This is a genomic window from Streptomyces sp. BV286, assembly GCF_019090165.1.
Classification (GTDB): domain Bacteria; phylum Actinomycetota; class Actinomycetes; order Streptomycetales; family Streptomycetaceae; genus Streptomyces.
The window spans coordinates 1-770 of record NZ_JAHRIB010000041.1; the positions used below are offsets into that span (position 1 = coordinate 1).

General features: G+C 71.7%; 1 protein-coding gene. It reads left to right on the forward strand.

What is annotated here, in order from left to right; genetic code table 11:
- The first annotated feature begins 35 nt into the window (after positions 1-35).
- The gene (locus KUF83_RS05810; RefSeq protein WP_217453462.1) at positions 36-356 is read left to right on the forward strand and encodes a MerR family transcriptional regulator; all 321 of its coding nucleotides are present in this window, start codon (positions 36-38) and stop codon (positions 354-356) included.
- Positions 357-770: the final 414 nt, after the last annotated feature.

Here is a 770-nt window from a genome sequence, read left to right on the forward strand (position 1 = left end):
CCAGGGCCCCTCAGCCTGTTGTACAGAGAGGTGAGATGACAGCAGACGATTCATTCGGCCGTCTCGATGACGACGACTACCCCGCCTACACCATGGGCCGGGCCGCCGACATACTCGGCACCACCCCCGGCTTCCTGCGCGCTCTCGGAGAAGCCCGCCTCATCACCCCGCTGCGCTCCGAGGGCGGCCACCGCCGTTACTCCCGCTACCAGCTGCGTATCGCGGCCCGGGCCCGTGAACTCGTCGACCGTGGCACTCCCGTCGAGGCCGCCTGCCGCATCGTCATCCTCGAGGACCAGCTCGAGGAAGCCCAGCGCATCAACGCCGAAAACCACCGGACAGCGCGCGCGTCGTAGTGGCCGGCGTGGCCTTCACCCCGAAGGACCGCCGGTGCGGCCGGTGAGCGGCCGCATCGGTGTCCGTGTGACGAATCGCGTTGGCGAATCGTGTTGGCGACTGGTGTTTCCGGCCGGGGTCGCAGCGCTCATGAGCAGGCGCCTCTGTACGCAGGGAACGCCGGGACGTTCCGCGTCGTGCAGGAAGTGTCAGGACCGACGCCGTGCCCCGCGAGTGGACCTGCCCGGCCGGTGAAACAGCCTGTCGCGCCCTGTGCGCGGCAGACCCTGGTCCGGTCGCGGCCGAACGATGCGGGGCAGGCCGGCTGCGGTGCTGCCCGGGCCGGGCGCGGAGAACGCCCCGAGCTGCTGTGCAACTCGGGGCGGTGGCGGGACTGCCGGACCCGCGGCTGCCCCGGCCTGCCCGGCGCCGGC